Annotated in this window: 21 protein-coding genes; 11 read left to right on the forward strand and 10 right to left on the reverse strand. The window is 60.9% G+C overall.

Features of this window, described 5'->3' with window-relative positions:
* Nucleotides 1-17 precede the first annotated feature (17 nt).
* The 5 genes from FO488_RS09455 to FO488_RS09475 all read left to right on the forward strand — a co-directional run bounded on the left by FO488_RS09455 (nucleotide 18) and on the right by FO488_RS09475 (nucleotide 4,573).
* Nucleotides 18-890, forward strand: coding sequence for an EamA family transporter (locus FO488_RS09455; protein WP_149210335.1), 873 nt, complete (start codon nucleotides 18-20; stop codon nucleotides 888-890).
* A gap of 220 nt (nucleotides 891-1,110) precedes the next feature.
* The gene (locus FO488_RS09460) at nucleotides 1,111-2,079 is read left to right on the forward strand and encodes a GTPase-activating protein (RefSeq protein WP_149210336.1); all 969 of its coding nucleotides are present in this window, start codon (nucleotides 1,111-1,113) and stop codon (nucleotides 2,077-2,079) included.
* Between the two features lie 22 nt (nucleotides 2,080-2,101).
* Nucleotides 2,102-2,872, forward strand: coding sequence for a hypothetical protein (locus FO488_RS09465; protein ID WP_149210337.1), 771 nt, complete (start codon nucleotides 2,102-2,104; stop codon nucleotides 2,870-2,872).
* Nucleotides 2,869-3,240 (forward strand): hypothetical protein, encoded by a 372-nt coding sequence (locus FO488_RS09470; RefSeq protein WP_149210338.1) that lies wholly within the window; start codon nucleotides 2,869-2,871, stop codon nucleotides 3,238-3,240. Before FO488_RS09465 ends, FO488_RS09470 begins: the two co-directional genes overlap by 4 nt.
* Before the next feature lie 127 nt (nucleotides 3,241-3,367).
* Nucleotides 3,368-4,573 (forward strand): HD domain-containing protein, encoded by a 1,206-nt coding sequence (locus FO488_RS09475; protein WP_149210339.1) that lies wholly within the window; start codon nucleotides 3,368-3,370, stop codon nucleotides 4,571-4,573.
* A gap of 120 nt (nucleotides 4,574-4,693) precedes the next feature.
* Here the strand turns inward: FO488_RS09475 and FO488_RS09480 are convergent, their stop codons facing one another.
* The 5 genes from FO488_RS09480 to FO488_RS09500 are packed head-to-tail and all read right to left on the reverse strand — an operon-like array spanning nucleotide 4,694 to nucleotide 10,083.
* A complete protein-coding gene (locus FO488_RS09480; RefSeq protein WP_149210340.1) occupies nucleotides 4,694-5,449 on the reverse strand; it encodes an ABC transporter permease in 756 nt (251 codons plus the stop codon).
* Nucleotides 5,449-6,375, reverse strand: a complete 927-nt coding sequence (locus FO488_RS09485; protein ID WP_149210341.1) for an ATP-binding cassette domain-containing protein — start codon at nucleotides 6,373-6,375, stop codon at nucleotides 5,449-5,451. The genes FO488_RS09480 and FO488_RS09485 overlap by 1 nt, the downstream gene beginning before the upstream one ends.
* 10 nt (nucleotides 6,376-6,385) lie before the next feature.
* Nucleotides 6,386-6,973, reverse strand: coding sequence for an alpha/beta hydrolase (locus tag FO488_RS09490; RefSeq protein ID WP_149210342.1), 588 nt, complete (start codon nucleotides 6,971-6,973; stop codon nucleotides 6,386-6,388).
* 30 nt (nucleotides 6,974-7,003) lie between these two features.
* Nucleotides 7,004-8,845, reverse strand: a complete 1,842-nt coding sequence (locus FO488_RS09495) for a UbiD family decarboxylase (RefSeq protein ID WP_149210343.1) — start codon at nucleotides 8,843-8,845, stop codon at nucleotides 7,004-7,006.
* A gap of 11 nt (nucleotides 8,846-8,856) precedes the next feature.
* The gene (locus FO488_RS09500; RefSeq protein ID WP_149210344.1) at nucleotides 8,857-10,083 is read right to left on the reverse strand and encodes a lipopolysaccharide assembly protein LapB; all 1,227 of its coding nucleotides are present in this window, start codon (nucleotides 10,081-10,083) and stop codon (nucleotides 8,857-8,859) included.
* Nucleotides 10,084-10,521: 438 nt separating this feature from the next.
* Here FO488_RS09500 and FO488_RS09505 point away from each other — a divergent pair, with 438 nt between their 5' ends.
* The 6 genes from FO488_RS09505 to FO488_RS09530 all read left to right on the forward strand — a co-directional run bounded on the left by FO488_RS09505 (nucleotide 10,522) and on the right by FO488_RS09530 (nucleotide 15,738).
* Nucleotides 10,522-11,679: an ABC transporter substrate-binding protein gene (locus tag FO488_RS09505; RefSeq protein WP_149210345.1), complete on the forward strand. Its 1,158-nt coding sequence runs from the start codon at nucleotides 10,522-10,524 to the stop codon at nucleotides 11,677-11,679.
* A gap of 63 nt (nucleotides 11,680-11,742) precedes the next feature.
* On the forward strand, nucleotides 11,743-12,609 hold the full coding sequence (locus tag FO488_RS09510; protein WP_149210346.1) for a branched-chain amino acid ABC transporter permease: 867 nt from the start codon (nucleotides 11,743-11,745) through the stop codon (nucleotides 12,607-12,609).
* A gap of 17 nt (nucleotides 12,610-12,626) precedes the next feature.
* Nucleotides 12,627-13,700, forward strand: a complete 1,074-nt coding sequence (locus tag FO488_RS09515; protein ID WP_149210347.1) for a branched-chain amino acid ABC transporter permease — start codon at nucleotides 12,627-12,629, stop codon at nucleotides 13,698-13,700.
* Nucleotides 13,700-14,413: an ABC transporter ATP-binding protein gene (locus FO488_RS09520; RefSeq protein ID WP_149210348.1), complete on the forward strand. Its 714-nt coding sequence runs from the start codon at nucleotides 13,700-13,702 to the stop codon at nucleotides 14,411-14,413. The genes FO488_RS09515 and FO488_RS09520 overlap by 1 nt, the downstream gene beginning before the upstream one ends.
* 170 nt (nucleotides 14,414-14,583) lie before the next feature.
* Nucleotides 14,584-15,288, forward strand: coding sequence for an ABC transporter ATP-binding protein (locus FO488_RS09525; RefSeq protein ID WP_149210349.1), 705 nt, complete (start codon nucleotides 14,584-14,586; stop codon nucleotides 15,286-15,288).
* 30 nt (nucleotides 15,289-15,318) lie between these two features.
* Nucleotides 15,319-15,738 (forward strand): CBS domain-containing protein, encoded by a 420-nt coding sequence (locus FO488_RS09530; protein WP_149210350.1) that lies wholly within the window; start codon nucleotides 15,319-15,321, stop codon nucleotides 15,736-15,738.
* Between the two features lie 113 nt (nucleotides 15,739-15,851).
* Here FO488_RS09530 and FO488_RS09535 read toward each other — a convergent pair whose 3' ends face one another.
* The 5 genes from FO488_RS09535 to FO488_RS09555 all read right to left on the reverse strand — a co-directional run bounded on the left by FO488_RS09535 (nucleotide 15,852) and on the right by FO488_RS09555 (nucleotide 22,844).
* Entirely contained in the window at nucleotides 15,852-17,615 is a 1,764-nt protein-coding gene (locus FO488_RS09535; RefSeq protein ID WP_149210351.1) for a hypothetical protein, read from the reverse strand.
* 64 nt (nucleotides 17,616-17,679) lie between these two features.
* Nucleotides 17,680-18,534, reverse strand: a complete 855-nt coding sequence (gene opp4C, locus FO488_RS09540; RefSeq protein WP_255516551.1) for an oligopeptide ABC transporter permease — start codon at nucleotides 18,532-18,534, stop codon at nucleotides 17,680-17,682.
* Nucleotides 18,531-19,517 carry an ABC transporter permease gene (locus tag FO488_RS09545; RefSeq protein WP_149210352.1) on the reverse strand — a complete coding sequence of 329 codons (987 nt, stop codon included), beginning with the start codon at nucleotides 19,515-19,517 and terminating at the stop codon, nucleotides 18,531-18,533. Before FO488_RS09545 ends, opp4C begins: the two co-directional genes overlap by 4 nt.
* A 1-nt stretch (nucleotide 19,518) precedes the next feature.
* Complete coding sequence (locus FO488_RS09550) at nucleotides 19,519-21,138, reverse strand: peptide-binding protein (RefSeq protein ID WP_149210353.1); 1,620 nt, start codon at nucleotides 21,136-21,138, stop codon at nucleotides 19,519-19,521.
* Complete coding sequence (locus FO488_RS09555; protein WP_168205962.1) at nucleotides 21,135-22,844, reverse strand: tetratricopeptide repeat protein; 1,710 nt, start codon at nucleotides 22,842-22,844, stop codon at nucleotides 21,135-21,137. Before FO488_RS09555 ends, FO488_RS09550 begins: the two co-directional genes overlap by 4 nt.
* Between the last annotated feature and the right edge of the window lie 37 nt (nucleotides 22,845-22,881).

Below are 22,881 nucleotides of genomic sequence, written 5' to 3' on the forward strand. Positions count from 1 at the left end.
TCGACTATACTACCCCCATGAGCACAACCGCCTTTATCCTGATCGTCATCTCGGCGGTCATGCATGCCCTGTGGAACCTGCTGGTGAAGCGCAGCAGCCACAAGACCGTCTTCATCTGGTGGATGTTCGTCGCCTCCAGCCTGCTCTTCACCCTGTGCCTGCCGCTGGCTGCCGAACCGTTCCGGTGGCCCGGTCCCGGAACCGTGCTCATGATCGCCATCGGCGCGATCTGCTATGTCCTCTATCACCTCTTCAACGGCCGCGCCTACCGGGGGGGCGACCTGTCGGTCGTCTATCCCCTGTCCCAGACCTCCATGATCTACGTACCCATATGGGGCATGATCCTGCTGAGAGAGCGCCTTTCTCTCGTGGGCATCTGCGGCATCCTGCTGGTGATCCTCGGAACATTCTCGGTGCAGATGCAGCGTTTTTCCCTGGTCGAATTGGTGCGCCCCTTCCGCAACCTGCGCAGCCAATCGGTACAGGCGGCACTGACGGCCGGGTTCATCTACTCCATCGGCTCCATAGCCGAAAAGACCGGCGTCAGAAACTACTCGCCACTCTATTTCACCTACTTTCTGGTTCTCTCCATGCTGGCCATGATGACCATCAACCTGGTCCGGCCCAAGTATCGGCCCCATGTCGGGCAGGAATTGCGCAAGCATTGGGTTCTGGTGCTCTGGAGCGGCCCGGTCATCATGGCCTCGTTTCTCACCTTCCGCTACGGTCTCAACCTGTCGCCGGTCAGCTATGCCGTACCGGTCCGTCAGGTCAGCATCCTGGTGGGGGTAATGATCGGCATCCTGTTCCTCGGGGAGTCGTGCGGCAGAATCCGGACGGTTGCGGCCCTCCTGATCCTGGCCGGGGCGGCCCTGATCAGGCTCGGATAACCTCATTATCGATCTGATCATGTTTTTTCCAAAACGATAACACCCCCATAGCCGCCCCACCAAAAAACCCAACAAAAACCAGTGCGTTACACTTTTCAATTATGGCATATTCGCTGCATACCCTTCTTTTTTGCTGCATCACACGACATGCCGACAAGCACATGCGTTCACACCATTCTCTCCGATAAACGACACATCATCTCACAGGAGGCAGGGTGCCATGTTCCGACTTCCCAAAGGCAGACCCCTGTATGAAAACATGGGGCTGAGCGGACTTCGTCTCCCCGACATCACCGCCAAGCTAAGCTTTGCTAAATTCACCGGGTACGCGCACTTCGTGTTTTCGTCTGCATACGTCATACTGGTCTTCGAATCAGGCAAACTGGTCAGCCTGATGACCAAGGAAGGCGAAAACCCTCCCCAAAAAAGCGGCTTCGAAGCCATGGTCGATCTGGCACGCCTGATCACATCCGCCGAGCACGGCACCATAAGCGTCTACCAACTCTCCACGGACCTGACCATGTGCATTCAGGCCTTGCTCCAGGGCAAAGCGCTTTACCGTTCCCAAGAGTTGGCACTGGTTGACATCAAGACACTCCTGGCCCGCATCAAGGACAACCGGATGAACGGCTGCCTGCGGATCTACACGAACGAACGCCTGGCGATGATTTTTTACAAGGATGGGAACCCGCTCGGTTTTTTCAATGACGGTTCCGAAACCATTGAAACGACGCCCGGAGACTCGCAGCATATAGCCAAACTCCCGGGCGCCAAGCTGGACCTCTTTACCACGGTCAACCCCGATGAATTGATGGCCCTGAACCTGCTGGAGATCATCGATGTCGGTCAGATATGGGAGGCAGCGCAAAATAGCCGCAAGGCTGCCATGCACAAACTGTCCAAGGAGCAGGAAGGACGCCAGCGGTTGGTACGGGAGGATCGGTTGAGCGCTCTCGAAGAAAGCGTCACCGCCGTTTGCGTTGATTATCTCGGCGACATGGGCAACAAAATCCTGGAAAAGGAGTTGCAGGCCGCCGGCGGGAATACCTGTTTGAGAAGCGTCGAGGAAGCCGCGCAGCTTATCACGGCCCTGGAACGGGGTGCCAAGCTTTTGATGGTTGGTCAGCCACGCATCAACAAAATGAAAGAATCGATCTCCAGCGTCATAGAACAGGCTGGGATTGTCTGAGAATACAGGGAGGGAGCACTTCATGAGTACGAGTATTTTCAATCAGATGTTTCTGATTTTCGACCCACTCGAAATCATCCAGATGTGCTGCTGGTTGATCGCCGGGATCGTCAGTCTGTACTTCAGCATCGGCAATGCACGCCTCTGGACCAGCATCTCCTTTGGTTTCTTCCTGCTCCTGATCGGCCAAACCTACCTGATTGACCCACTGGTCAAGTATCACGTTGTCATAACCATGCACCACGTTTGCAGCATTCTCTCCATCATGCTCATCTCGCATGGTTTTTTTGAATATTATATCTTCTGCCGCACCCTGGAGATCTCCGGAACGAAACGAACCATCTATTTCGCTACGGCCGGCGTCCTGGTTTTCTTTTGGCTCTTTCTGTCGGTCAACCCCAACCCGAGTCCCAATGCCGTCAGAAACTATCAGATCATCGCCAACGCCACCTGGACGATTCTCTGCATAGCCAATATCTTCCTCTGTCGCAAAATCTACCAATCACTCGGCAGTTCACCGATCGGCAAGGGTTTTTTCGGTTTTGCCGCAGCTTTTTTCCTGATCTTCATCTGGAAAGGCGCCTTTCTCTATCGGGAGATCTATCAGTGGGACCGGTTGGGGCAGGACATTTACTACATTTCCGGGCAATACCTTGATATCGAAGGTTATACCGGCATCGTGGAAGCCACCTATCAGATCGTCAACATAGCGGGCATACTCGCCAGCATTACCGTCGTCGGCACGCACATCTATCTCTTGCGGCTCCTGAAATTCTCTGGAGGTGAAGCATGAAAACCTTCATAACCGTCATAGCATGCCTTCTGTGGGTTTCCGTTGCAGCGCCTTCCCATGCCCGCAACATCAAGACCGTCGGTTCCGGGCCCACCATCAATTTCGATCCGGCCATGATCCCCCTGGAACACCAGGAAAGCTATCAAATCATGGGCAAAAAGTGCACAACCTGCCATGGTATGGACAGAATCGTCCTCACGATTCTGACCGGAAAGGCGCAGGTCACCAAACAGCCCTTTGACCGGGAACAGGCGGCAGGATACGGCATACGCCTGATACGCATGCACAATACCGGCTTGAAAAAAGAAGAAATCCGTGACGTAATCAGGATGTTGCAGTGGCTGATCGATGAAAAGAACAAACACTGATCCATGATGGATTCAGGCTGCAGGGGTCTCTCGACGGTTTCGAGAGGCCCTTTTTTATTTCCAGGAATAAGAGAAAAGGGGATATTATGCCATAATAACGAACCTGCTGGAGTGAGGCTACGCCCCAATGGACACGATCATCAGAGCACTCGGAGAATTGTTTCCCTCTCCCGACCACGGGGCCATCCGCCTGGTTGGCGGCAGCGTGCGGGACCACCTGCTGGGGCGGCAAGGTTCCGACATCGACCTGGCGACCAGTCTGGATGCAACGGAGCTGGCCGCCTGCGGCTTTCGACGCCTGGAACCCAGAAGCATCGCCCCCATTTGGTTCCGGCACGATCAGGCCGTCGGCTCCATCGAGGTGACACAACTGCCCGATCTGGACGCGGCCCTGGCCCAGGACCTGGCCCGCCGCGACTTTACCGTCAACGCCATGGCCCTGACCCTTGACGGTAAGCTCATCGACCCGCAGGGCGGCAGACGCGAGCTGGAACTGCGCCGGCTTGAAGCCTGTTCCCCCCACTCGTTCAGCGATGATCCGCTGCGCATATTTCGCGCCTTCCGCTTCGAGGCCGACGGGTGGACGCTGACGCCGGGAAGCGAGGCCCTGATCCGGGAGCGGGAGTGGCGGCGCCCCTTGGAGCTGCTGCCGGTGGAACGTTTTTCCCGCGAGATGCTGAAAGCCTTGGGGGCCGCGCAGCCGGAGCGTTTTTTTGCGCGCATGCTCCACTTCAACGTCGGCCGCAACTACCTGCCGGAACTCTTTGCCATGCCCGCCATCCCGGCCGGGCCGGTGCAGCACCACCCCGAGGGAGACCTGTTCAGTCATGTCAGTCAGGTGCTGCAACGGGTGGCCGAACGGACCGGTGCCCCCCTGGCCCGCTTCTGCGCTTTTTTTCACGACATCGGCAAGCTGGCCACCGACCCGGCGCTCTATCCCGGGCACCACGGCCACGAAGACGCAGGTTTCGATATGGCCCGCAGCCTGGGCGAACGCCTGCGGCTGCCGTCAGGCTACCGCACCGCCCTGGCCTGGACCAGCAGGCTCCACGGCCTGCTCAACCGGTGGGACGAACTGCGGGACTCGACCCGTCTGAAGACGACACAGCAGGCCCAAAAGGCGGGGATCGGGGAGATCCTGCCCCTGGTGGCGGCGGCGGACAAGCCGGATGGCGAGTTTGTGTTGGAAGAGTGGCAACGGACCGTTCGGGTCGCCACCATGACCACCGTGGAGTTGGGGATCGACAACGCCCGGCTGGAGGGGATGGCGCCGGAAAAACGGCCGGATTTTATTCTGCAGAAAAGGGTCGAAATACTGCGGAGAGGAGGGTAAACCAAAGGCCGTTTCTCGTATTCTCCGCGCCTTTGCGAGCTTGAGCGAACGACAGTGAGCGGGTGAGAGAACCGTTTGGTTCGAGTCTCACCGGCTCCGCGGCACATGCTTTTTCCAGGTTCATTCCGACATCTTCAGCCGGAAGATCCACACCGCCGCCGCAAAGACGCACACCGCCGTAATCGCCACCTGGAGCGCGGAGACCACGGGAAAGCCGCCGCTGACCAAGGCCTGGCGGGCTCCTTCGAACAGGGCCGTGGTGGGCAGCGCCCTGACCCAGGGAACGATGGTGGCCGGATAGGAGGAGAGCGGGAAAAAGAGGCCGGACATGAAGATCAGCGGCATGATGAAGACCGCCTCGACCTTGCCGATGGTTTCGGGCTTGTCCATGACCGTGCCGCAGATCACGCCGGCGCAGGAGAACAGGGCCGAACCGGGTATCAGAAAGGCCAGGTACGCCAACAGGTGAAGCGGCGAGAAGCGGAACGGGGTGATGGCGAAGATCACAAGCCCCACGGCCAGCCCCTTGACCAGGCCGTGGGAGAAGCCGGACATGATCTTGGCGATCACGATCTCCGGGACCGCGATGGGGGTGACCCGGTAGGATTCGATGGTGAACTGTACCTTGCGATGGAACCAGAGGCTCCAGGTACTCTCGCTGTAGGCGGCGTTGACCGCGGTCATGGTGATCAGCCCCGGCGCGATGAACAGGCTGTAGGGCACGCCGTCCACCAGACCGATGTACCCCTTCATGCCGATGCCGAACGCCAGGTAGATGGTGAGCGGATAGGCCACCACCGCCACCATCTCGGAAAGGATGCTGCGGCGCAGGACCAGCATGTCGCGCCGCCAGATGGCAAAGGCCCCTTTGAACACTACTCCCTCACCTTTCCGCCGGTCAGGCTGATGAAAACATCCTCCAGGCTCCGTTCCCGCAGGGCGATGCGCCGCACCGGGGCACCGTTCAGGGCGGTAACCACCTCGGAGAGGCATTCCCAGCTATTAAGCCCCACGCAGACCGTGCGCCCGCTCACCTCGATCTCCCGCACACAGGCCATTGCCCTGAGAATGGCCCCGTACCGCCCGGCGTCTTCCCCGAATTCTATCAGGTAGAAGGTTCCTCCGGCCAGACGGTCCTTCAACTCCTGGGTGCTGCCCAGGGCGATCAGTTTGCCGTGATCCATGATGGCGATCCGGTCGCACAGTTGTTCAGCCTCTTCCAGGTAGTGGGTGGTCAGAAAGATGGTCATGCTGCCGGCGATGGATTTGACATAGTCCCACACCGCCCGCCGCGACTGGGGGTCGAGCCCGGTGGTCGGTTCGTCCAGAAACAGCACCCGCGGCTCGTGCAGGAGCGCTCGGGTCACCACCAGCCGGCGCTGCATGCCGCCCGAGTAGGTATCGGGAAAATCCTTCTGCCGGGCAGCCAGCCCCATCAGCTCCAGCAGTTCGTCGATCCGTTTCCGGTAGTGCCGCGGTTCCATACCGTGCAGCCGGGCGTGCAGTTCCAGGTTTTCCCGCGCCGTCAGGTAACGGTCCAGGCTGTTTTCCTGGGATACCACCCCGATCAGACGGCGGATTTCACGGCCGCTCGTGCGGGTGTCCAGCCCCTCGACAAAGGCCTCCCCCGAGGTCTGGCGCATCAAGGTCGTCAGGACGCGGATCAGGGTGGTTTTGCCGGCACCGTTCGGCCCCAGCAGGCCGAAGATCCCCCCTTGGGCCACCTCCAGGTCGAAGCTGTCCAGGGCGGTCAGATCGCCGTAACGTTTGGTGAGGCTATGGGTGGTTATGGCTGCGGGCATAATGATGGCCTTATATCAGGGGAAACGTGCCGGTGAGGCACCACTGTTCAACCGCGGGCCAGGGGCCATAGCCCGCCGCCTCGTTGATGTGTCCGGCTTCCGGGGCAATGGTGACCGTCTCCACACCCAGGGGCCGGCCATAGAATTGGGCGGCCTGTTCCGGACAGCAGGGGTCGTTGTCGGTGCATACCAGCAGAATCTCCCGGGCCGACCGTTTGAGGGGCGCGTTGTCCAGGGGGGGCGGAAAAAAACTCGCAACCTCCGGCACGCAGAGCGCCGGGCCCGGCGGCGCCACCAGAAGCAGACGGTCCACCGGCGCTGCGGCCGAGGCCGCGGCATGGTGCAGCCAGAGCAGCACCGCCAGGGAGTGGCAAACCACCACCCGCTCGTCCCTGCCGTCGAGCGCCGCCAGTTCCGTATGCAGCGTTGCCAGCCATTCATCCAGCCGCGGGGTGTGGAAGTCGGGCAGCACCGGATAACGGACCTGTTCTCCGGCGTCCCTCAACCGGTTCGCCAGCCAGGTTTGCCAATGATTCCGGCCTGAACCATGCCAGCCGTGGACAATGAGATACCCCCTCGTTACGTTCCCTGTACCCATGAAACCTCGCTGTATGTCAAAGTTGGCATATCAAAACAAACCCTTTAACGGCCCGTTGTTGGCCGCCAGTTCTTCAATCTTTCGTTCAACTTCAGGATCGTCCTCCAGCACCGGAGCGTGGAACGGCTTGGTCCGGGCGTCGATCACCAGCGATCCGCTGCATCCCCAGTGTTTCGCCCGCAGCGCAGCGCCGATGCCGTAGATGTCCGTGGCCGGGTTGGAGCGGGTAAAGGTCACCCAGAGGAAATTGTTGAGGGTTGCCGCCGCGAAGGAGCTGTCGTCGCAGATCACGATCAGGGGGAACCCGTCGAAACAGGCCCGCTCACCGTAAAAACGGCAGAACTCCTCGACGACAGGGTCGCTTTCCCCCCTCCCCTGCCCCGACCGTGGTCCCCCCACTGCCAGGACACCGGGCAGGCACACTGCGGCGGGGCCGAAACCGGACGGCAGTTCCAGGCCGGGCGGCACCTCGGCTGCCAAGGCGCGCCGCTTCGGTCCGGCGGCGGCGACCACCACCTTGGACCCTTCGTTCAGGCCGTTGCCGCTGTAATCCAGGGTATCGATGGTGGTGGCGGTCTGGAAGTGCAGATCGCTACGCCAATCGGCCCGCTCCAGCACATGGCGGAAAAAGGCGGCTACGTCGTGGGTATGGAGGCCGGGGGTATCTTCATGGGCTGCGATGAACAGGTATTTGGCCAGGGAAAGCTGCCCCTGGCCGAGGATAGCATTGGCGATGGTCAGAAGTTCCTGGGGCCGGCGCTCCGGGGCATAGGGGACGTACCGTTCGCTGGCCACGGCCAAAAGAAGCGGATGCACGCCGGCGGCGTCAACGGCGTGCACCTCTTGCACACCGTTGACCACGGAGGGTATCAGGGGACCGGTCAATTCGTGGATAAAGGCGCCGAAGCTGGTGTCCTCCTGGGGGGGCCGCCCCACGGTGGTGAAGGGCCAGATGGCGTCACGGCGGTGATAGACCGCCTCAACCTGGATAAAGGGAAAATCGTGGGCCAGACTGTAGTAGCCGAGATGGTCGCCAAAGGGGCCCTCCGGCAGGGTCTTTCCGGGGTCCACCACGCCGCAGATGCAGAAATCGGCCTCGGCCGAGACCGGCAGGTGCCCCGGCAGCGGGGTCATGGGGATGCGATGCCCCCCCAGAAGCCCGGCAAAGGAAAGTTCCGGCATCCCCTCCGGCAACGGCATGACCGCCGCCACGGTCATGGCGGGGGCTCCCCCCACAAAGACGTTCACCCGCAGCAGGTCGCCCCGTTCGATGGCCGCGGCGTGGTGCGCCCCGATGCCCCGCTGGATCTGGTAGTGCAGGCCGGCCTGCCGGTCCGGGACATAGCTGTTGCCGGAGACCTGCACCCGGTACATCCCCAGGTTGGACGCGCCGAAGCCCGGTTTGGCCGGATTTTCGGTGTAGACCTGCGGCAGGGTGATGAAGGCCCCGCCATCGTTGGGCCAGGATACGACCTGGGGCAGCCGGGACAGGGTGGTGCGGCATTCCAGCACCGGCGCCCGGGAGACGGTCTTGGGCAGGAGCCGGTATGCGGCAAAGGGGGTTTTCAGGGCATCCAGGGGATGCTTGATCAGGGAAAACGGGTTGATCTTGGCGTCAACAAGGCGACGGATGCCGGCCAGGCTGTCGCGGAAGATGAAGCGGGTACGCTCCAGAGTCCCGAACAGGTTGCCCAGCAGGGGGAAATCACAGTTGAGCGGGTTGGTGAAGAGCAGCGCCGGCCCGCCGGCCTGGTAGACGCGTCGTTGGACCGCCCCGATTTCGAGGCGCGGGTCGAGTGGCACCTCGATGCGCAGCAGCATGCCGCGGCGTTCCAGGTCGGTGACGCATTCCTGCAGATTACGGTATCCCATCGGCCACCCGCCTACTGAAGCTTTTTGATGATCATTTCGGTCTGGCGCAGCTTCTCCTGCATCGCCAGGATCTCCTGGCGCGACGGCTCATCCGTGATCCGCTCCAGTCCCTGGCTAAGCAGGCTCTGCGCTTCGTCGAAGTGGCCGGCCTTGTGGCGCATCCGCGCCAACGCCACAAGGTACTGGGCGTTCCCCGGATCAAGGGCCACCGATTTGCGCAACGAAACCTCGGCCTCTTCCCCCTTGTCGTTTTGGGCATCCTTCAACGCCTTTTTGAAATACACCAGGGCGATGACATCGTTTATTTCCTTGCGGTCGGCCGGTTCCTCCAGCTTGCCTGCCGCCTGTTCGAGAAAACCAACCGCCTCACCGTAACGGCCGCTGCGGATATACACCGCCATCACGGTATGAATGATCTCCTTGCTCTGGGGGTTGAGTTGATAGGCCTGCATCAATGTCTTCAGCGCCCCTTCATACTCCCCCTGGGTAAGCAGCATGCGCCCGTCCTGGGTCAGCGCGCTGATGCGCAGCCGGGTAAGCGCCGTCTTGAGGGATTCGTCGGAGATGGTGGAAATCCGTTTGTCGTAGAGCTCATTGAACTCCTTGGCGCGGCCGAGCTTGGCGTAGCAGTTGGTGACCCCCCTGATGAAGTGGGTAAGCCCGGGAGCCCCCGGCGCGAAAACCGAATCGGCCAGACCGAGGGCCTTCTCGAAGAGGGGGAGCGCCTCCTCGCAACTGCCGTTCTGGGTAAGGGAAAAGGCCTGGTAAAGCGTGGTCTGGGCTTCGAACAGGTTGGACAGCCGTTGGAGACCGGCTTGTGCGCTGTTCTTGTCATCCACGAGGTTCAGCGTCAGGCGTCCGAGATCGAAGGTGCAGTGATTGACCGTGGTGGCGCCGTTCAGCTCACCGATGAGCGTCACGCCGGAGCGGGTCAGGGAGATGGGGTTTCCGCTGCCTGTCTGGCCGGGATAGGTGACCCTCAGATGGGCCAGATCCGAACCGACAACCGTACCGATAAAAACCCCTTCGCTTTCCAGGTAGCCACTCAGCCCCCCCTGGCCCCCCTCTTCGGTTATCACAAAGGTAGCGGGGTGTTTTCCCAAAACCCCCTCGCAGGACTTGCTGGGGGCGGTCACCGCCTCCATGGTCCCACGGTAAAGCTGTGTTCCCGAAAAGGCGGGCACAGCGGCCACCAGCGCGAGAACAAGGGATAACATCGGGACACCGACAAATTTCATGACTCCAGCACCTCTCACCTCAAAAAATAGAACACATTTGGGTAACTCAGATTATCATTGTAATCAAACAAACACAATCAGGATTGCTGCGACTGAACCCCATATGCTGCGTCAACAAGCGCCTTCACTTCACCCAGCGGCCCGGAGACCCCGCGAAACAACGGCTGGTATGCGCCGCCCAACAAACGGCGTTCCCGGTGACAATGCCCCCGTGCAGCAGCATGAAGAGAATGCTGACCCATCATCCATCGGACAGGCTTTTGCCGCCATCCCCATTGGTGTATCCCACCAGACAAACAAAACATTCAATGCAACACTAATATTGCATTCATCCCAACCTATGGTATACTGACTACATGAAAATAAAACGCCATATCACATATGGGCAAACATCCATGAGGCCCGTATGTTAACCCCACGAGCACAAGGAGGTTGAGTATGTTCGGAAAGATTCAGGCGACAGCGCTGGCCCTGATCCTGGCATTACCGATGGCAGCACAGGCCGCCAAGGTAAAAATCGGTTTCGTCAACTCGATCACCGGCCCCGAAGCCCCCATCGGAGAGAACCTGACAAACGGCGTTACGTTGGCCCTGGAGGATCTGAAGAAAAAGGGGATCGATGTGGAACTGGTCAAGGAGGACGACACCGGCAAGCCGGAGAAATCCATGGCTGCCTTTGAAAAAATGGCCACCCGCGACAAGGTGGCCGGCATCGTGGGGCCCTACAGCTCCAAATGCGCCAACGCCATAGCCAAGCTGGCCGAGAAGTATAAAACCCCCTTGCTCATCCCGGTGGCGTCGAAAGAGGAGATTACCCGGCAGAGCCTGAAGTGGACCTTCCGCCTGAGCGCCACCACCTACGATTACGCCACGATCCTGCTCGACATGGCGACCAGCCTGGGCAAGCCCAAGACCATCGCCATCATCAACGAGAACACCGATTTCGGCACGTCGGGAGCCAAATCGGCCAAGGATTATGCCGGCAAAAAAGGCATCAGGGTCGTGGCTGAAGAAGCCTATGCGCCGGGATCCCCCGACTACCGCTCCACCCTGACCAAGATCAAATCGAAAAAACCGGACCTGGTGTTCATGGTCTCCTACGTGGCTGACGCCATCCTGCTCATGCGCCAGTCCCGGGAAATCGGCATCACGCCCCAGGCCTTCCTCGGCGCCGGGGCCGGCTTCGCCACCGTGTCGTTCGCCAAGGAAAAAGCCATCTCCAACAACGTCTTCTCCAGCACCCAGTGGACCGGCGACGTGAACTGGCCGGGCGCCAAGGATTTCAACGCGCGCTATATCGCCAAATTCGGCAAGGAGCCGACCTACCACGCCGCTACCGCCTACGAGTCCATGATGATCATGGCCGAAACGGCGGCCAAGGCCGGCGGCAACCAGGAAAAAATCCGCGGCGCGTTGAAGGGTGGCAAGTGGAACGGCATCATGGGCGAGGTGAAATTCGCCGATTACGAGGGCTACACCAACCAGAACAAGCACCAGATGCTGGTGGAGCAGATCCAGAACGGGATACACCAGACGGTCTATCCGCCCAAATATGTTTCCAAGAAACCGGTCTACCCGTTCCCGGGCTGGAAGTAACCGCTTGAGAAACCCGTGGGGGGCGGGCTTGCCCCGCCCCCGCACCCATTCGGAGACTCGCCCATGACCATCTTCCTGCAATCCCTGATCAGCGGCATCCTGGTCGGCGGCGTCTACGCCCTGATCGGCATCGGCCTGACCATCATCTTCGGCGTCATGCGGGTGATCAACTTCGCCCACGGCGACCTCTTGATGGTCGGCATGTACGGAACCTTCTACCTGTTCACGCTGTTCAATATCGATCCCTTCATCTCGATCGTCATAACCATGCCGCTCATGTTCCTCTACGGCGGCTTCCTGCAAAAGGTGTTCATCAACCGCATCATAGGCTCCCTGCCCCAGAACCAGATCCTGCTGACCATCGGCATGGGGCTGGTCATGAGCAACGGCATCATGCTGGCCTTCACGTCGGACTACAAGATCCTTTCCACCACCTATTCCTCCAGCAGCTTCGACATCCTGGGCATATCCATCTCCACTCCGCTGTTGATCTCATTCGCCATCACGGCAGGCATCACGGCCGTCCTGTACTGGTTCCTGCTGAAAACCGATACCGGCCAGGCCATCCGGGCCACGGCCCAGGACCGGGAAGCGGCCCAATTGATGGGAATCAACGTCAAGCGCATGTCCATCATCGCCTTCGGCCTCGGCGCCTCCCTGGCCGGCACCGCGGGCGCCCTGATCTCGCCCACCTACTACATCTTTCCCCAGGTGGGGAGCACCTTCACCCTCAAGGCCTTTGTCATCACGGTCCTGGGGGGCATGGGGAGCATTGTCGGCGCCACCCTGGGCGGCATCCTGATCGGCGTTGCCGAGTCCATCGGCGGGGTCTACTTCGGCTCCGGCTGGAAAGAGGTGGTGGTGTTCGTGCTGTTCCTGCTGGTGCTGCTGTTCAAGCCCTCCGGTCTGATGGGCAAATCCAACGCGTGACGGGGGCCGATACGACCATGAAACCACTCTTCGGAAATACCAGGGGCATCGGCGCGCTGTCGGCCATAGCGGGCCTGGCGGTGATTACCCTGCTCTTCCTCTTCCCCCGCTTTGTGGAGAGCACCTATGCGCTGCACATCATGATCCTGATCTTCATCAGCATCGTCATGGGATCAAGCTGGAATCTCCTGGGCGGCTACACCGGCCAGTACTCGGTCGGCCACTCCGCCTATTTCGGCATGGGGGCCTATACCACCATGATACTGATGCAGTTCCGCCAGGTCCCGCCCTGGCTCGGCATCTGGTGCGGCATGGCCGCAGCCCTGGTGGTGGCGCTGGTCATCGGCAGCATCTGTTTCCGCCTGCGGGGGCCGTACTTTGTCCTGGCATCCATTGCCGTGGCCGAGATATTCCGGGTATCGGCCCTGAACCTGAAAAACGTCACCAACGGCGCCGAAGGCATCCTGACCACGGAGGTCCCGCCGCTGAAGATCGGCGCGACCCTCATCACCGACTTTTCCTCCAAGGTGCCGTTCTACTACACCGGCCTGGCGTTCGTGCTGCTCGTCATCCTGGTCACCTGGCTGATACAGAACTCGAAACTGGGATACTACTTCCAGGCCATCCGCGAAGATCAGGATGCAGCCCATTCCCTGGGCATCAGCCTGACCTTCTATAAAAACGTCGCCCTCTCCCTGTCGGCGGTGCTCACCTCACTGGCCGGCAGCCTGTACGCCGTCTACGTCGGCTTTATCGATCCGTCCACGGTCCTGGCGCTGGACCTGTCGGTACAGATCGTCCTGATCTGCATCATCGGCGGTATCGGCACCATTTTCGGGCCGGTGATCGGCGCGCTGGTGCTGGTGCCGCTCTCGGAGGCCCTGCGCAGCAACATGATCGGTGGCTTTCTGATCAGTTCGGGCATCGTCAAGGCCGATTCGGCGTTCGGCAGTTTTCTGACCGAAAACCTGTCCCATGCCCATGTCCTGATCTACGGCATCCTGGTGGTGGTGGTGATCCTCTTCATGCCCGACGGCGTGCTGGGGTTCGCCAAGGCAGTGGCGGCCAGAAAACGGAAGGAGGTCGCCTGATGGCCATCCTTGAGATCAAGCATGTCAGCAAGTTCTTCGGCGGCCTGTCGGCCAACTCCGACGTTTCCTTCGAGATGCAGCAGGGGATGATCATGGGCCTGATCGGGCCCAACGGCGCGGGAAAAACGACGCTGTTCAACTGCATCACCGGCTACTACCCGCCCTCCAAGGGGGATGTGGTCTTCGACGGGCGCAGCATGCACGGCCTCCAACCGGACAAGGTCTGCAAGCTGGGCATGGCCCGGACCTGGCAGAAGGTGCGGCCGCTGGCCAAGATGAGCGTGGTGGACAACGTCATGGTTGGCGCCCTCTGCCGGACCGGTTCGTTGAAAAAAGCCCGCGGCATGGCCATGGAGCAGATCAGGGTGGTGGGCCTGGAGCACCGTTCCAACTTCCTGGCCGGCGGTCTGCCCATCGGCGAGCGTAAGAAGCTGGAGGTGGCCCGCGTCCTGGCAACCCAGCCCAAACTGCTGCTTCTGGACGAAGTCATGGGCGGCCTCAATCCGGCGGAAAGCGAAGATATCATTCAACTGATCCTCGCGATCAAGGGACTGGGCATCACCCAGATGGTCATCGAGCACGACATGAAGGCCATCATGCGCATCTCCGACCGGATCGTCGTTTTGAACTCGGGGGAAAAGTTGGCCGAGGGGTCTCCCCAGGAGGTCGTCAGCAACCCCGACGTGGTCGCGGCCTACCTGGGCAGTGAGTAGTAACAAAACAACAAACATCTGCCACTGAGGCGCACAGACGCAGAGATCCACAGAGAAAAACAAAACATTTTTGAGGTAAACCTGAAAATGAGCCGTTGTTCTCCGTTTGCCTTCCTCCCGTCTTTCTCCGTGTCTCTGCGTCTCTGTGGCAGATGTTAAAAAGAGGTCCCATGCTCACCATCGACAAGCTCAATTTCAGCTACGGCGACCTGAAAGTCCTCTGGGACATCGACCTGGAGGTCCATGAGGGAGAGATCGTCACCGTGGTCGGCGCCAACGGCGCCGGCAAATCCACCACCCTCAAGAACATCTCCCGCTTGGTGAAGCCGACCTCGGGCAGTATCACCTTCCAGGGAGAGGATCTCGAAAAACTCGAATCCCACCAGGTGGTGGAACGGGGCATCGTTCAGGTCCCCGAAGGACGGAAGATCTTTCCCGAGATGTCGGTCCTGGAGAATTTGCGCATGGGATCGTACATAAAGAGCGCCAGAAAGGAACGCGAGGCGAATGTGGAACGGGTGTTCGGCATGTTCCCCCGCTTGAAGGAGCGCGAGAAACAACTGGGGGGCACCATGTCGGGCGGCGAACAGCAGATGTTGGCCATAGCCCGCGGCCTGATGGCCAATCCGAAGCTGCTCCTGATGGATGAACCGTCCCTGGGCCTTTCACCGCTGTTTGTCAAAATCATCTTCGAAATCATCCTGGAGATCAACCGGCAGGGGGTCACCATCCTGCTGGTGGAACAGAACGTCTTCCAGTCCCTGAAGATCGCCCACCGCGCCTATGTCCTGGAAACCGGCAGGGTGGTACTGACCGGCGAGGGAAAAGACCTGCTCGATAACGAGCACGTAAAAAAGGCATTTCTGGGGATGTGACCTGTCAACTGGATACGAAAGGAAATCGCCATGCAAACCGTCGAACAATGGATGACTCCCAACCCGATCACCATCGAGGAAAGCGCCTCCATAATCGAGGCGATCCACCTGCTGAAGGAAAAGGACATTCGCCGCCTGCCGGTTACCTGCAAAGGCAAATTCTGCGGCCTGATCACCGACCGGATGATCAAGGAATATGCACCCGGCAAGTCAACCCCCCTGGATACGTGGGAGGTGCACTACGTGCTCTCCAAGGCCACGGTGCGGGATGCCATGAACCCGACCCCCTATACCATCCAGCCCGATGCCCCCCTCTGCCAGGCCGCACAACTGGTCCACGACAAAAAACTCTACGGCCTGTGCGTAACCGACAAGAACGGCGACCTGGTGGGGCTTTTGACCACCACCAACTTCATGGAAGCCCTGATTGCCATATGCACGATGGCGTGACGTCCCGGTGCGTGATGAAGCGGAAACGGATTTTCCAGGAAAAACATCGGCACCGCCAGAACGGGTGCCGCAGTATGCCGACGTCGTTGCGAGACGGGGGGTACGGTTGCGGGTCATGACTCCCGGAGCCGTGTTTGCATCTGGCCGGGAAGCGGTTCCCCCGCGCGCTCCTCAACCATCTTCAGCAAAAACGTCTCGGTCTCCCTGATTACCCCCATATCCTCGAAGATGCGGGGACCCAACCGGCAGATCATATCCCTGGCAAAAGCGCGGTATGCCTCGTCGGTTCCCAACCGCACGGCGATGGACACGTACTCCCGCGGCGAGTCGGCCACGCAATCCATAAACCCCATCCTCCGATACCAGGCATAGGTCAGCCGCCCTCGCAGATAGGGCGAAGGAAGCGTCACGATCGGCACCCCGACGGCAAACGCCTCGGCAGAGGAGTTGCCCCCACCGAAATGGATGGGGTCCAGCAGGACGTCGCTTACGGCGATCAGGTTCAGGTAGTCCTCTTCGCCCATGCGGGGCACGAAGATAATCCGCTCGTCCTGATCCGGGATGAGCCGCGCGAGGCGTTGCCGCAGCAGGTGTTCATGCTCCGGGATGCTTCCCTGGATGAACACGATATGCCCCTTCGGATCGCCCGCCAGGATGCCGGCCACAATGGCGTCAAATTCCGGGTGAATTTTGTAGATGGACTGCGGGCATGCGTAGACATGGCCATCTGCGGGGAGGCGAAAATCCGCGCGCCCCTTGTTCATGATCGGCAGCATGGGGCGGTAGTAATATGCCAGGGCGCGGTCGCGGCCGAGACAGAACAGGCGTTCGGTATACTGCTCCCGGGGGCTCCCCATCTCGCAGAGTTCATGGGATATGAAACAGTCCACGGCCGGTATGCCGGTGGTCACGGGGTGCCCCCAGGTCGCGCACTGGAACGGCGCGAGCCGGGCAAAGGCGAGAAAGTAGGTGAGCGGTTCCATGCCGATGTCCGTATAGTAGACGACATCCGGTGCCCACGAGGCGATGGTGCCCCTCAGTGTCGCCAGATCCCCCGTGCAGCAGGTGAAATGATCGGCGCTGCGCTCGATGAGGTCGCTCATCCAGTCCCGTGGTCCCAGGTGAAAGACATGTACCTCGAAATGCCGTCGGGAGAGATGCTCGATGAGCCCCCGGTTCAGCTTGGCAATGGTGTGGTTATGGAAAAAGCGTGAGACAAAGGCGATCCGCACCCTGCCATCCCCTGCCCGCGCCCGCCGTGTGGCGCAGTGGGGCGCGACCCAGGCCAGATCGGGGTAGGCCTGCAGGTAGAGAGCGGCCAGCCGCTCCTGGAACTGCCGGTCGTTATAGCCGTGGTAGGCGAGATAGAAGAATACCCGGCCATGGTGCAGAGGGTTGCCGGCCGACCATTGCGCCGGGTCGATCCCTTGGAGGTTGCGCAGGATGTCCGCCCTGGCGGCCTCTATTTCGTCGCCGCCCGCGGGAATGACCGGAAGGAGCGTGGCGGCCTGCACGGCGCTGCCGAAGTCCCGGGAGCGTTCCAGGGCCTGGCCGTAGGCGCGGCGGGCCTCGGCAAGCTGCCCCCGGTCCTCGTGGATCTCGGCGCAGCGCAGATGGGGCTCGGCCAGGTCCGGAGCCATCCCCATGACGTGCCGGAAGCAGGAAAGCGCCAGGTCGTACTGTTTGGTCCGCTTGAGCAGGTTACCGAGTTCCAGCCAGGCGTCCGTGAGCCCCGGCTCCTCTTCGAGAAGCGCGGCATAACAGGCCACGGCATCGCCGTGCCGGTTTACCTGGGAGGACAGCAGGCGGGCCTCTTCCAGTCGGCTGGCCGGATTACGGGGGGGCGTGGCCGGTAAGGGGCCGCTGCCGGGTGTCATGGTCAATGGGCCTTTCTCACCGATGTGGCGATGCTCTTCGGGAATTGGGGGGCGAATCCGCGGATCACCGTTTGATGCGGGGGTCCAGGGCGTCCCTGATCCCCTCTCCCAGCAGGTTGTAGGCCAAAACGGTCACCAGGATTGCCAGGCCGGGAAACAGGGAGAGCCACCAGGCGAATTCGATGTAATCCTTGCCGGAGGTGAGGATGTTGCCCCAACTGGGGGTCGGCGGCTGGACGCCGATGCCGAGGAACGAGAGGGCCGATTCGGTCAGAATGGCGCCCGCTATCCCCAGGGTGGCGGCCACCAGGGCCGGCGAGACGGCATTGGGCAGGATATGGCGGAAGATGATGCGCTGGTCGGAGCAGCCGATGCAGCGGGCGGCCATGATGTAGTCCATCTCGCGGATGGAAAGGGTCTCGGCCCGCACCAGTCGGGCAACCCCCATCCAGCCGGTCAGGCCGATGACGATCATGATGTACCAGATGGAGGGGCGCAGGAAGGTAATGACCGCCAGGATCAGGAAAAAGGTCGGAAAGCAGAACATGATGTCAACGACCCGCATGAGGCAGTTGTCGATCCAGCCGCCATAGAACCCGGCCACGAGCCCCAGGATGGTGCCGATCACCACGGCGATCCCGGCCGCCGCAAAACCGACCAGCAGAGAAATCCGCGCCCCGTAGACGATCCGGCTGAACACGTCGCGTCCCAGGTCGTCGGTGCCGAACCAGTGTTTCAGCGAAGGAGGTTCCAAAACGGCCCAGGCGTTGATCTCGTTGGGGCCGAAGCGCACGATCAGGGGGGCCAGGAGGGCGACCGCCAGCATCGCCAGCACCACCATGGCGCCGGCCACGGCAAACCTGTTGCGCATGAGGCGGGGCCAGAAAACGGCACGAACATAGGAGTGCGGTCCGATCACTGCGCGCCCCTCCCCTCTCTGATGCGCGGATCGGCCACGGCGTAGCAGACGTCGGCCACCAGATTGCCGATCAGGGTCAAAAGGGCGCCGATGATCACGATTCCCATGACCACCGGGTAGTCACGGGCCATGACCGCCTGGTAGAAGAGCTGCCCCATGCCGGGAATGGCGTAGATGGTCTCGAAGATGACGCTCCCGCCGATCAGGCCAGGAATGGCCAGGCCCGCCTGGGTGATCAGGGGCAGAAGGGCGTTGCGCAGGGCATGCTTGTAGATGACGACCCGCTCCGAAAGCCCCTTGGCCCGGGCGGTGGTGATGTAATCCTGGCCGATCACGTTCAGCATGGAGGAGCGCATGTAGCGTGACAGCCCCGCCAGGCTGCCGAAGGAGGCCACCAGGATCGGCATGCACAGGTGCCGGGCCATGTCCCCCACATAGCGCAACAGGCCGTAGCTGTCACTCCCCAGGGTATGCAGGCCCGAGATGGGGAGCCAGTTCAGCTTGACGCCGAACAGGTACATCAGAAGCAGCGCCAGCCAGAAGGTCGGCACGGCAAAGCCGACGAAGACAAAGACCGTGATCCCCTTGTCCAGCCAGGTATCCCGGTGGGTGGCGGCCATAATGCCGATGGGGATCGCCAGGCCGAACTCCAGCACCAGGGCGATGATGTTGAGTGCAAGGGTAATGGGGAGGCGCTCGGCGATCTTGTCTTTCACCGGCCGGTTGTCGGAGGAAAAGGAACGCCCCAGGTCCAGCCGCGCCAGCTTGCCGACCCAGGTGACATACTGCTCGGCCAGCGGCTTGTCCAGGCCGTAGAACTTGCGCAGCCGCTCCCGGGCCTCCTTGCCCACCTTGGGGTTCATGGCCATCTGCATCTCCACCGGTTCCCCCGGCGCCAGATGGACCACCGAAAAGGTGATCAGGGTTATGCCGACCATGAGCGGGATCAACATCAGGATGCGCTTTAAAAGATAACGGGTCATATCAGTATACCTGCTCGGCCTTGGGCACGTACCACTGGATCTGGTTGTAGCCGATGCCGGCCGGGGCCGGCTTTACGCCGCGAATGCGGGCGCTGACCACCGGCAGGGCGTCCGGCACGTAGAGGAAGGTGTAGGGCTGCTCGTCGGCCATGATTTCCTGGATGCGGAAATACGCCTTCCTGCGCTGTTCCAGGTCAAAGGTGCTGCGCCCCTCCACCAGCAGGCGGTCCACCTCGGCGCTCTTGAAGCCGACGAAGTTCAGTTCGCCCGGATTAGTCTTGCTGGAGTGCCAGACATCGAACATGTCCGGGTCCGGGGTGGTGGTCCACCCCAGCATGACCGCCTCGAAGTTCCCCTTGTCCACGAACTCCTTGAGGAAGGTGGCCCACTCCACGATGCGGATCTTCACGTCGATCCCCACGTACCGGAGCCGTTGCTGAATGATCTGGGCCGTCAGAAGCCGCTGCTGGTTTCCCTGGTTGGTCAGGATGGTGAAACTGAACGGCTTGCCGTCCTTCATCAGGATGCCTGCACTGTTCTTTTCCCGCCATCCGGCCTGGGCCAGGAGTTCGGCCGCATGTTTGGGGTCGTAGGCGATATCCCTGACGTTGGGGTTGTAGGCCCAGCGGCCGGGAGGAATCGGCCCCACCGCCTTCTGTCCCATGCCGAACAGCACGCCGTGGATCAGTTCGTCCTTGTCAATGGCCGCGGTCAGGGCCTGGCGGATGCGTTTGTCCTTGAAAAGCGGGTGGCGCAGGTTGTAGCCCATATAGACATAACTCGACGAGGGATAACGGTATTTATTGAACTGCGAGGTAAAGCGGGTCCCGGTGGTCTGGCGGGCATACTGGACCGGCGTCAGCCCCATCATGTCGATGGCTCCTGCCTTGAGCTCCATGTACATGGTGGAGGTATCGGGGATGATACGGTAGATGTAGCGGTCGATCCACGGCCTGCCCTCGAAGTAGTCGTGGTTGGCTTCCAGCACGATCTTCTGGCCGGCGACCCATTCCTTGAAGCGGTACGGTCCGGTGCCGACCGGCGCCCGGGCCAGGGGGCTCTTGGTGATGTCCTTCCCCTCCAAAAGGTGCGCCGGCAGGATGGCGGTCCCCCACGAGGCCAGAGCCGGTGCAAAGGGGGCGCCGTAGGTCACCCGGACGGTGTAATCGTCGGGCGCGGCGATACCCTTGACCTGCTTGAAGTCCTCGGCATAAGCGGTGGGGGTCTTGGGGTCGATGACGACCCGGTAGGTGTAGAGCACGTCGCGGGCGGTAAAGGGGGCGCCGTCGTGCCATTTCACCCCCCGGTGCAGGTGGAAGGTAATGGTGAGCCCGTCGGGAGAGATTGTAAAGGACTCGGCCAGATCGCCGACGATCTTCAGGTCCTTGTCGTATTTCACCAGGCCGTTGTAGATCTGTCCGGCCACGGCATGGGACGAGGTGTCGGTTGCCAGGAGCGGGATCAGGGTGGAGGCGTCGCCGATGGTACCCTCCACCAGGGCGTCGCCATAGGCGGGCTTGACGTCGCCGGCGCCCCGGGGGGGCGCCGGCGATTGGGTGCATGCGGTAACGGCGAGGAGCAGGGCCGGGAAGAGCAGCCTGAGACGGCGCGGCCCGCTCATCGATCGCCCGGCTCCCCTTTGAGTTTGCGCAGCTTGTTCGCCAACTCCTTGCGCTCCGGCTCGATCTTCAGCGCACGTTTGTAAAGCTTCAACGCCTTGTGGTATTCCCTCTTGGCGTAGTAAGCGTCCCCCAGGTGCTCGGCAATGGTGGAGTCCTCCTCCACCAGGCGGTTGGCCTGTTCCAGGTAATTCACCGCATCGTCGTACTTCTTCATCTTGAAGTAGACCCAGCCGAGACTGTCCAGGAAGAAACCGTCATTGGGGCGGATGGCAACGGCCAGTTTGAGGTACTCCAGCGCCTGCTCCAGGTTGATGCCCAGTTCCGCATAGGTGTAGCCCAGAAAGTTGAGCGCCTGGGCATCCTTGGGATTGATGGCGAGCACCTTTTTCATCTGTTCGATGGACTCGCTCTTTTTGCCCTGCTTGTCGTACAGAACGCCGATGCGGAAAAACAGGCGGGGCTCGTTCGCGAATTCCTTTTCCGCACCCTGCACCAGGCTCAGAGCGTCATCGGTCTTGCCGAGCGACTCGTAGAGCGTCGAGAGGTTGAGATAGAGATCGAGCTGGCCCGGATTGCCGGCAATGGCATCCTTGAGCATCCCCACCGCCTGGTCGGTCTTGCCTTTTTCCTTGAGGATGAAGGCGATGTGACCTATGGCGTCCAGGTAGACGGCCGAGGCGCGGGGTATCTTGACGTATTCGTCGTAGGCCCGGTCCATGTCCCCCTTCTCCTCGTAGGCCATTCCCAGATAGAAGCGGATCTGGTCGGCGCCCGGCTCCTTTTCGAGCATGCCGTTGAAGACCTTGATGGCGTCGTCGTACTGTTCCAGTTCCAGATGGAGCAGCCCGATCTTGCGCATGGTTTCCGGGCCGGAAAGCCCGGAATCCGCCGCCCGCTTCAGGAGTTCGAGGGCATCCTCGAAGCGCCGCTGCTGGATGAGAAGCTGTATCAGGCGCTGCAGGACCGCAACCTTGCTGTCATCGTCGTCGAGGATGCTCCGGTAGATCTCGATCGCCTGGGAATAGTCGCCCAGGGCCTCATAGGAGGCGGCCATGTCGAGGGTGGCCTGCTCGAATTCGGGGCGCAGCTCAAGTGCCTTCTGGAAGTACCCCACCGCTTCACGGTACAGTTTCATCTGGCTGTAGGATCTGCCGAGATAGTAGTATCCCAGCATGGAGTCGGGATTGATCTTGATCAGCGACTTGAGGGTGGCAACGGTCTCCTCGTACTCGTTGAGCCGCGACAGGGCCAGAGCCAGGTGCAGATAGGCATCTTCCCTGGCGGGATCGAGCTTTACCGCCTTGCGCAGATAATCGAGCGCTTCCCGGTCCTTGCCGATGGACGACAGGGTCGTGCCGGCCATGATATAGGGCTCACGGTAGGCCGGATCGATCTTGATGGCCTTGTCGAAGTATTCCAGGGCTTCCTGTGCCTGGCCGATTTTCAGCTTGACCTCGGCAACGGCGTTGTTGAGGAAGGCGGAAGTCGGGTCCAGTTCAAGAGCATCCCTCAGAATGGAGAGGGCGGTGGGAAAATCGCCGTCATAGGCCGACAGACGGGCTCGGGAATAGAGATACAGGGCCCGGGACTGGTTGCCGTATGCCAGACGGGACGGCGCGGGCTCGATATGCGTCGGGGAACCGGTTGTCGCGCAGGAGGAGAGCAGAATGGCGGACAGTGCTATCAATAGAAAACAGGGCTTCACAGCGGCATTCCTCGTTGTCGGAAAGTGTGATAAAACC

This window comes from Geobacter sp. FeAm09 (assembly GCF_008330225.1).
In the GTDB taxonomy this organism is placed as follows: domain Bacteria; phylum Desulfobacterota; class Desulfuromonadia; order Geobacterales; family Pseudopelobacteraceae; genus Oryzomonas.